The organism is Lactonifactor sp. BIOML-A5 (assembly GCF_009677585.1).
In the GTDB taxonomy this organism is placed as follows: domain Bacteria; phylum Bacillota; class Clostridia; order Lachnospirales; family Lachnospiraceae; genus Lactonifactor.
Genome location: NZ_WKYV01000041.1, coordinates 22,796 through 32,127 on the forward strand (window position 1 = coordinate 22,796; position 9,332 = coordinate 32,127).

A 9,332-nucleotide genomic window follows, 5' to 3' on the forward strand; every position below is an offset into this window, starting at 1 on the left:
GAAAAAATATGGATAACATAAAATTAAGAGAAGAATACATCAAATTAGGTCAGGCGATAAAAGCCGCGGGCTTTGTAGAGGACGGAGTAGAGGCAAAATATGTCATACAGGACGGACTTGTAAAAGTTAACGGGGAGATAGATACAAGAAGGGGAAGAAAGCTCTATGACGGGGATATTGTATCCTTTCAGGGCAAAGAAATCAAAGTCATAAAGTAAATCAGGTGGCCCATGTATATTGAATCTATTGAACTGAAAAATTATAGAAATTATGATTCTCTTTATATGAAGTTTGACAAAGGGACTAATATACTGTACGGAGATAATGCCCAGGGTAAGACAAATGTACTGGAGGCTATATATCTCTGCGGAACCACAAAGTCCCACCGCGGAAGTAAGGACAGAGAAATGATCCGGTTCCTGCAGGACGAATCACATATTCGGATGCTTGTAAACAGAGATGGCGTATCCCACAAAATAGATATGCATTTAAAAAAAAGCAAATCAAAGGGGATTGCAATTGATGGACTTCCAATTAGAAAAGCTAGGGAGCTTTTTGGAATTGTAAATATTGTATTTTTTTCTCCTGAGGATTTGAATATTATAAAGAATGGACCGGGAGAAAGGCGCCGTTTTTTGGATCTGGAACTTTGTCAGCTGGATAAATTATATCTGGCGGATCTCTCTTCTTACAATCATGTAGTCAATCAGAGAAATAAACTGCTGAAGGATCTTTGGGTCCGCCCGGAACTGAAGGATACCATAGAGGTGTGGGATGAGCAGATGGTCCACTACGGCAGCAAGATCATAAAGGCCAGAGAAAAGTTTGTCAGGGAATTAAATGATATTATCGGTGAGATTCACAGAAATCTCACGGGGCACAGAGAAGAGATTCGTCTTCTCTATGAGCCCAATACCCCGGCGGAACAGTTTAAAATACACCTGGAACATAACAGAGAGAAAGACTATAAATTTAAAACAACTTCTATTGGCCCCCACAGAGATGATTTATGTGTTAATATTAATGATATTGACATTCGCAAATACGGCTCTCAAGGGCAGCAACGAACCGCTGCATTGTCTTTAAAATTATCGGAAATTTATCTTGTAAAAAAAATCATTAAAGATACTCCAATTTTATTATTAGATGATGTTCTGTCTGAATTGGACAGTAACCGGCAAAACTATTTATTGAACAGTATCCGGGACATACAAACCCTGATCACCTGTACCGGGCTGGACGAGTTCGTAAATAATAGATTTAAAATAAATAAAGTGTTCAAAGTGGTAGAGGGAAGTGTCTACCATTCAAACTAGGCAAAGAGCTTATAACAGGAGGAATCGCATGAGTACAGAGTACGGAGCAGATCAAATTCAAATATTAGAGGGGTTAGAAGCAGTTCGTAAAAGGCCGGGTATGTATATTGGCAGTACATCCGCAAGGGGGCTCCATCATTTGGTTTATGAAATTGTGGATAACGCTGTAGACGAAGCTTTGGCAGGCTTTTGTGATACCATTCACGTGTCTGTTAACAAGGACAATTCTATTACTGTCACTGATAATGGACGTGGGATACCTGTTGGAATTAATCATAAAGCGGGGATTCCTGCAGTAGAAGTAGTATTTACAATTCTCCATGCCGGGGGCAAATTTGGCGGCGGGGGATACAAGGTATCTGGCGGTCTCCATGGGGTTGGCGCTTCTGTTGTCAATGCACTTTCCGAGTGGCTGGAGGTTACTATTTACAGTGAGGGAAAAGTATACCGGCAGCGCTATGAACGGGGACATGTAGTATACAAATTAAAAGTTATCGGAGAATGTGATCCGGATAAAAGCGGTACCATGGTATCTTTCCTTCCGGACAAAGAAATTTTTGAAGAGACGGTCTTTGATTATGATGTGCTGAAACAGAGATTTCGTGAGATGGCATTCCTTACGAGAAATCTTAGGATTACCATCCGTGATGAACGTCCTGAGGATCCTGTAGAGAAATCCTTCCATTACGAGGGAGGAATTAAAGAGTTTGTCACTTATCTAAACAAAAGTAAGACAGCTCTTTATCCGGATATTATTTACTGTGAGGGAGAAAAGGATGGTGTAGCCGTTGAGGTGGCTATGCAGCACAATGATTCCTATACAGAGAACACTTATGGATTTGTTAACAATATTACTACTCCGGAGGGTGGAACCCATATTGTTGGATTCCGGAATGCTCTGACCAAGACATTTAATGAATATGCCAGGAAAAATAAGCTTTTAAGAGATACAGAGAGTAATCTTACCGGTGATGATATCAGAGAAGGTCTGACGGCTATTATCAGTGTAAAGATAGAGGATCCTCAGTTTGAGGGACAGACGAAGCAGAAACTTGGGAACAGTGAAGCCAGAGGTGCTGTGGATAATATTGTAAGCAATCAGTTGGAGATTTTCTTAGAGCAGAACCCTTCCACAGCCAAAATTATAATTGAAAAGTCTGTGCTGGCCCAGCGTGCACGGGATGCTGCAAGAAAGGCCAGAGAACTGACCAGGCGTAAGACTGCTCTGGAAGGCATGTCTCTTCCTGGAAAACTGGCGGATTGTTCTGACAAAGATCCGAAAAATTGTGAGATCTACATCGTGGAGGGTGATTCCGCCGGCGGTTCCGCTAAAACTGCCAGAAGCAGGGCGACCCAGGCGATCCTTCCGCTTAGAGGAAAGATTCTGAATGTAGAAAAAGCAAGGCTGGACAAAATATATGCCAATGCTGAGATCAAAGCTATGATCACTGCCTTTGGTACAGGGATTCATGAGGATTTTGATATTACAAAGCTCAGATACCATAAAATCATTATTATGACGGATGCCGATGTAGACGGTGCTCACATTGCAACCTTATTATTAACCTTTTTATATCGTTTTATGCCTGAACTTATCAAACAGGGATATGTATATCTGGCTCAGCCTCCTCTTTATAAGCTTGAAAAAAATAAAAAGGTGTGGTATGCCTACAGTGATGAGGAGCTGAACAATATTCTTGCAGAGATTGGACGGGATACCAACAACAAGATCCAGCGCTATAAAGGGCTTGGGGAGATGGACGCAGAGCAGCTCTGGGAAACAACTATGGACCCGGAAAGAAGAATCCTGCTGAGGGTGACCATGGACGAGGAGGCCTCTTCAGAAATCGATTTGACCTTTACCACACTGATGGGGGATAAGGTAGAGCCAAGAAGAGAATTTATAGAGGCAAACGCCAAATATGTAAAGAATCTGGATATTTAATAAATATCACCCCTTTGACTCTTAATTTTCAACAGGCAAAACAGGGGATGACAGCCCCCGTAAAAGGAGAAAACAATGGAAGACAATATTTTTGATAAAGTCCATGAGGTGGATTTGCAGAAAACAATGGAAACCTCTTATATTGACTATGCTATGAGCGTTATCGCCGCCCGTGCTCTTCCGGATGTGAGAGATGGACTGAAGCCAGTGCAGAGGCGTGTGCTCTATTCAATGATAGAGCTGAATAACGGACCGGATAAACCCCATAGGAAATGCGCCCGTATTGTAGGTGATACCATGGGTAAGTATCACCCCCATGGGGACAGCTCTATCTACGGAGCACTGGTGAATATGGCCCAGGAATGGTCTACCCGCTATCCGCTGGTAGACGGACACGGGAATTTTGGTTCTGTGGACGGCGACGGCGCAGCAGCTATGCGTTATACAGAAGCCAGATTAAGCAAGATCTCAATGGAGATGCTGGCAGATATTAATAAAAACACAGTGGATTTTGCGCCGAACTTCGATGAGACGGAGAGAGAACCTGTAGTTCTTCCCTCCAGATATCCGAACCTTCTGGTAAATGGTACTTCTGGTATAGCCGTAGGTATGGCTACCAATATTCCCCCCCATAATCTTCGGGAGGTGATAAATGCTGTTGTCAGAATTATTGATAACATTATAGAGGAAGACAGAGACACAGAGATAGAGGAGATTTTAGAGGTAGTAAAAGGACCGGATTTTCCTACGGGCGCAACCATATTGGGAACCCGGGGAATCGAGGAGGCTTACCGCACAGGAAGAGGAAAGATCCGTGTACGGGCAGTGACAAATATTGAGACTCTTCCCAACGGTAAAAGTCAGATTATAGTCACAGAACTGCCCTATATGGTAAATAAGGCAAGGCTTATAGAGAAGATAGCGGAACTGGTAAGAGATAAGAAGATTGACGGCATCGTAGATCTGAACGACCATTCCAACCGTGAAGGTATGAGAATCTGCATTGACCTGAGAAGGGATGCCAATGCCAATGTGGTGTTAAATCAGCTCTATAAACATACACAGCTTCAGGATACTTTCGGGGTTATTATGCTGGCGCTTGTAAACAATGAGCCTAAGGTACTTAATCTTCTGGATATGCTAAGGTTCTATCTGAAACATCAGGAAGAGGTTGTTACCAGGAGAACGCAGTATGATCTGAATAAAGCGGAAGAGCGTGCCCATATATTAGAGGGACTTTTGAAGGCACTAGATCACATTGATGAGGTGATCCGTATTATCCGGAGTTCCAGAAACACACAAATAGCCAAAGAGGGATTGATAGAAGCCTTTGAACTTTCCGAGGTTCAGGCACAGGCGATCGTAGATATGCGTCTGCGGGCACTTACAGGTCTGGAAAGAGAAAAACTGGAAAATGAATATCAGGAATTGATGGAAAAGATTCGTCAGTATAAAGCAATCCTGGCGGATCGTAATCTTCTCCTTAGAATTATAAGGGAAGAAATTCTGGCGATCTCAGAGAAATTTGGGGATGAGAGAAGAACATCCATCGGATTTGACGAGTATGATATTTCTATGGAAGACTTAATTCCAAAGGATAATACAGTCATTGCCATGACAAAACTCGGATATATCAAAAGAATGACAGTAGACAATTTCCGCAACCAGAACAGAGGCGGCAAAGGCATTAAAGGGATGCAGACAATTGAAGACGACTATATTGAAGAACTACTGATGACAACCACTCATCACTATCTCATGTTCTTTACCAATACCGGCAAGGTTTACAGAATCAAAGCGTATGAGATTCCGGAGGCCAGCCGCACGGCAAGGGGAACTGCCATTATTAATCTGCTTCAGTTATCTCCGGGGGAGAAGATAACAGCAGTGATCCCGATTCATAAATATGAGAAGGGGCACTATCTTATGATGGCGACCAAGAAAGGACTTATTAAAAAGACACCTATTACAGATTACGAACATGTTCGTAAGACCGGTCTTGCCGCTATTACTCTGAGGGATGAGGACGAGTTGATAGAAGTCAAGTCTACAGACAACCGCAAGGATATTATTCTGGTGACAAAGTTCGGTCAGTGTATTCGTTTCAGGGAGACGGATGTAAGAAGTACAGGAAGAACATCTATAGGGGTCAGAGGAATGAATCTTGCTGACAATGATGAAGTGATAGGCATGCAGCTGAATTCTCAGGGAGATTATCTTCTGATTGTATCGGAGTACGGTATGGGTAAGATGACTTCCATGGGTGAGTTCACCAGTCAGAACCGAGGCGGCAAAGGGGTAAAATGCTATAAGATCATGGAAAAGACAGGAAATGTGATCGGGGCAAAGGCAGTGAATATGGATAATGAGGTAATGTTGATTACCACTGAGGGAATCATTATCCGTCTGTCCTGCAAAGACATCTCTGTGCTGGGAAGAATAACTTCAGGGGTCAAGCTTATGGATTTGAAGGATGGAGTGTCCGTGGCCAGTATTGCCAAGGTAAGGGAAAAGTCAGAGGAATCAGATCCTAAAAATGAGGAGTCAGGAGCTGAAGAGGAACCAGAGGCAAAAGAAGATAAGGAATAATCAGATAAAGGGATAGAACCTAGGGAGCACGGAAGAATGAAGAAATTAAAAGGGGTAGGAGTCATACTTCTCGCAGCTGCTGTCTTACTCAGCGGCTGCGGGGTGAAAGTAAGCAATAATTCACCGGAGAGCGTCGTAAAATCTCTGGTCAATGCGTATCAGTTTGAAGATGAGGACGCAGTTAAAAAGTGTTTCGGCATTGGAAAAAAAGATAAGGTAGATGCAGATGTTAAAAAAGAAATAGATTACAATTTAAAGTATTTTAAGGCACACGGGGCAAAGGATATTAATTTTGAAAAGTGTGAGTCACTGGGGACCTTCAATGGTTATGATTTTGTTTATGTAATCTATGACTATGAGATGAAAAAGACAACGACAACAAAGAATAAAAAAGGCAAAAACGAGAAAAAAACGGTGAAGCTTCAGGCTCCGGCTATCAGTACATACTTTGTAAAGAAAAAGGATAAAGAATATTATGTGGTTCCGGGTAAGGATATTACTACAGAGATGAGTGATATTTCCAAAGAACAGTATGCAAAGTTTGTAAAGACAGAGGACTATGAAGGTTATGAAAAGCGCTATAACAAATTTATAAAAGATAATCCGGATTATGAGAATGATATTTCAGAGGAACTGGATAAATTGTTAAATGGCGGCAGTAAAGAAAAAAAATGATGAGGGGAAGGGACTTTGAATCAATCTTTTGATTTATAAGTTCCTTTCTAAGGTTTATAGATAGTTAAAGTAGACGTCAGGAGGAACGTAAGCATGAGAGAACTCGGCGTAGGGCAGCTTACTGCAAACATTAAGGAAATGTGTATCGAGGCAAATCATAATTTATCACCCGACATGGTGCGGCGTATGGAAGAGGCAGTCGGCAAAGAAGAGTCTGCCCTGGGAAAGCAGATCCTGGAACAATTGCAGGAGAATCTTGAGATTGCAGATAAAGACGGGATACCTATCTGCCAGGACACCGGTATGGCTGTTATATTTCTGGAAGTGGGGCAGGAGGTTCATTTTACTGGGGGAAGTGTTGAGGATGCGGTACACGAAGGCGTGCGGCAGGGATATCGGGAAGGTTATCTGAGAAAATCAGTGGTCAGGGATCCCATTTACAGAGAGAATACTAAAGACAATACACCTGCAGTCATCCACTATTCTATTGTCCCGGGGGAACAGGTGAAAATCACGGTTGCCCCTAAGGGATTTGGCAGTGAAAATATGAGCAGGACTTTTATGCTTAAACCTGCGGACGGTATAGAGGGGGTAAAAAGTGCTATCCTTACAGCTGTGCGGGATGCAGGGCCTAACGCATGTCCGCCTATGGTTGTAGGTGTTGGAATAGGTGGTACTTTTGAAAAATGTGCCCTAATGGCAAAAGAGGCACTGACCAGAGATACTGACAGAAGATCTCAAATCCCTTATGTCAGGGAATTAGAAGAGGAGATGCTGGAAAAGATTAATGGATCCGGGATCGGCCCAGGTGGATTGGGAGGCAGAATTACTGCATTGGCAGTCAATATTAATACCTATCCCACACACATTGCAGGTCTGCCGGTGGCGGTGAATATTTGCTGCCATGTAAACCGCCATGCTGTCAGGATAATATAAGAGGAATCATAGTTGCAGTACTTAATTCAGGGAGGATATCAGATGAATAAGCATATAACAGCGCCGCTTGACCATGAAACCGCCGGTGATCTGAGAGCGGGAGATTATGTATATATTACCGGAACCATTTTTACAGCCAGGGATGCTGCCCATAAAAGAATGGACGAGGCACTGGACAGAGGAGAGGAACTGCCCTTGGATGTGAAAAATAATATTATCTATTATATGGGACCTTCCCCTGCCAGAGAGGGACGGCCCATCGGTTCCGCAGGACCCACAACAGCCAGCCGTATGGATAAATATGCCCCCCGCTTATTAGATATGGGATTAAAGGGAATGATAGGTAAAGGAAAAAGGACTCCTCAGGTGTTAGACGCTGTGGTGCGCAATGGTGCGGTATATTTTGCTGCTGTGGGGGGAGCGGGAGCCTTACTCTCAAAATGTATTATATCCTCTGAAATTATTGCCTACGAGGATCTGGGTACGGAGGCGGTAAGAAAGCTTGAGGTAAAGGATTTCCCTGTCATTGTAGTAGCCGATTGTAAGGGGAATAATCTCTATGAAACCGCGATCAAAGAATATTGTACAGAAAATTAAGACAAAAGGGATGGAATCATGAAAAGAATTATATTGATGGTCTTATATAATATTATACTTGTGCCCTATCTCTATTTTAAATTGTGTTACTATGCTTCCCATGCGGACAAATATCCAGAGGCAGAGAGATATGAGGTTCTCAAACTAATAGACCGCCGCGCCATGAAAGGGGGAAGAATTACCATAGATGCCCATGGGGTGGAAAATCTGCCAGCCAAGGATGGATTTATGTTTTTCCCTAATCATCAGGGGCTATTTGATGTGCTGGCTATTCTCCAGGCCTGTCCCCGCCCCTTTTCTGTTGTTATGAAAAAGGAAATTCAAAATACACCCTTTCTGAAACAAGTGTTTCAGTGCATGAAGGCATATGCTCTGGACAGAGATGATGTGAGGCAGTCTATGAAAGTGATTCAACAGGTGGCTGTAGAAGTGAAAAACGGAAGAAATTATCTGATTTTTGCAGAGGGCACCAGAAGCCGAAATAAAAATGAGCTATTAGAGATGAAGGGCGGAAGCTTTAAAAGTGCTACAAAGTCTCAATGCCCCATTGTCCCTGTAGCCCTTATTAACTCCTACCAGGCGTTTGATACAAATTCAATAAAAAGACTTACGGTACAGGTTCATTTTTTGAGGCCCCTTTATTATGAAGAATATAAGGATATGAAATCTACAGAGATTGCCGCGGAAGTAAAACGTCGTATTGAGACTGTAATAAGGGAAAATGAGTAAAATTTATAGGCACATTAGTACAGATTTATGGTGAAATAATGTAAGAAATGACTTAAAACTGGGCATAATGAAGTTGGGGATTAATTCCAAATACAGCTGCAAAAGAGTTATGGAAAATATTATGAAAAATCTTGTTGAAAATTATTGACAAAAGAGTTTTTAGCAAGTATAATAACATGTGCGTCACCGAATTGGGAGCGCATATAATTATTTTAGTTAGGCATTTGGAGAAGTACTCAAGTGGCTGAAGAGGTGCCCCTGCTAAGGGTATAGGTCGTTTACGCGGCGCGAGGGTTCAAATCCCTCCTTCTCCGGTTTTTACTAAAATAGTGATAAAAAAAACCTTGACAGTAAATGGTAAGATATGGTAATATATCAAAGTTGCTGTTAGGCAATAAGAAAAGCAAAAAAAGTTGTTGACAAGGCAGACTGCTTATGATATTATATAAAAGTTGCTGTGAGTCACACGGAAATAACTGATAAAAAGAAATAAAAAAAGTTATTGACAGACACAACAGCCTGTGGTAATATTTAAGAGTTGCTGC

The 9,332-nt window shown here is 42.1% G+C and carries 8 protein-coding genes and 1 tRNA gene; all 9 read left to right on the forward strand.

The features are described from left to right. Positions 1-8: 8 nt before the first annotated feature. Positions 9-218 (forward strand): RNA-binding S4 domain-containing protein, encoded by a 210-nt coding sequence (locus GKG41_RS21480; RefSeq protein WP_154262133.1) that lies wholly within the window; start codon positions 9-11, stop codon positions 216-218. 12 nt (positions 219-230) lie between these two features. After that, entirely contained in the window at positions 231-1,316 is a 1,086-nt protein-coding gene (recF, locus tag GKG41_RS21485) for a DNA replication/repair protein RecF (RefSeq protein ID WP_154262141.1), read from the forward strand. A gap of 28 nt (positions 1,317-1,344) precedes the next feature. Then, positions 1,345-3,261 carry a DNA topoisomerase (ATP-hydrolyzing) subunit B gene (gene gyrB, locus GKG41_RS21490; protein ID WP_154262150.1) on the forward strand — a complete coding sequence of 639 codons (1,917 nt, stop codon included), beginning with the start codon at positions 1,345-1,347 and terminating at the stop codon, positions 3,259-3,261. Between the two features lie 75 nt (positions 3,262-3,336). Further along, complete coding sequence (gyrA, locus tag GKG41_RS21495; protein ID WP_154262158.1) at positions 3,337-5,850, forward strand: DNA gyrase subunit A; 2,514 nt, start codon at positions 3,337-3,339, stop codon at positions 5,848-5,850. Positions 5,851-5,886: 36 nt separating this feature from the next. After that, entirely contained in the window at positions 5,887-6,525 is a 639-nt protein-coding gene (locus GKG41_RS21500) for a hypothetical protein (protein WP_154262161.1), read from the forward strand. A gap of 93 nt (positions 6,526-6,618) precedes the next feature. Further along, positions 6,619-7,461, forward strand: coding sequence for a fumarate hydratase (locus GKG41_RS21505; protein WP_154262163.1), 843 nt, complete (start codon positions 6,619-6,621; stop codon positions 7,459-7,461). A gap of 42 nt (positions 7,462-7,503) precedes the next feature. Next, positions 7,504-8,058 carry a Fe-S-containing hydro-lyase gene (locus tag GKG41_RS21510; RefSeq protein ID WP_154262167.1) on the forward strand — a complete coding sequence of 185 codons (555 nt, stop codon included), beginning with the start codon at positions 7,504-7,506 and terminating at the stop codon, positions 8,056-8,058. An 18-nt stretch (positions 8,059-8,076) separates the two neighbouring features. Next, positions 8,077-8,787, forward strand: coding sequence for a lysophospholipid acyltransferase family protein (locus GKG41_RS21515; protein WP_154262170.1), 711 nt, complete (start codon positions 8,077-8,079; stop codon positions 8,785-8,787). 226 nt (positions 8,788-9,013) lie between these two features. After that, positions 9,014-9,101 (forward strand) — tRNA-Ser (locus GKG41_RS21520). Positions 9,102-9,332: the final 231 nt, after the last annotated feature.

Coding starts and splice junctions, on each gene's coding strand:
- gyrA (WP_154262158.1), top strand. CDS start 3,337: ATGGAAGACAATATTTTTGATAAAGTCCATGAGGTGGATTTGCAGAAA.
- GKG41_RS21510 (WP_154262167.1), top strand. CDS start 7,504: ATGAATAAGCATATAACAGCGCCGCTTGACCATGAAACCGCCGGTGAT.
- GKG41_RS21500 (WP_154262161.1), top strand. CDS start 5,887: ATGAAGAAATTAAAAGGGGTAGGAGTCATACTTCTCGCAGCTGCTGTC.
- gyrB (WP_154262150.1), top strand. CDS start 1,345: ATGAGTACAGAGTACGGAGCAGATCAAATTCAAATATTAGAGGGGTTA.
- recF (WP_154262141.1), top strand. CDS start 231: ATGTATATTGAATCTATTGAACTGAAAAATTATAGAAATTATGATTCT.
- GKG41_RS21515 (WP_154262170.1), top strand. CDS start 8,077: ATGAAAAGAATTATATTGATGGTCTTATATAATATTATACTTGTGCCC.
- GKG41_RS21480 (WP_154262133.1), top strand. CDS start 9: ATGGATAACATAAAATTAAGAGAAGAATACATCAAATTAGGTCAGGCG.
- GKG41_RS21505 (WP_154262163.1), top strand. CDS start 6,619: ATGAGAGAACTCGGCGTAGGGCAGCTTACTGCAAACATTAAGGAAATG.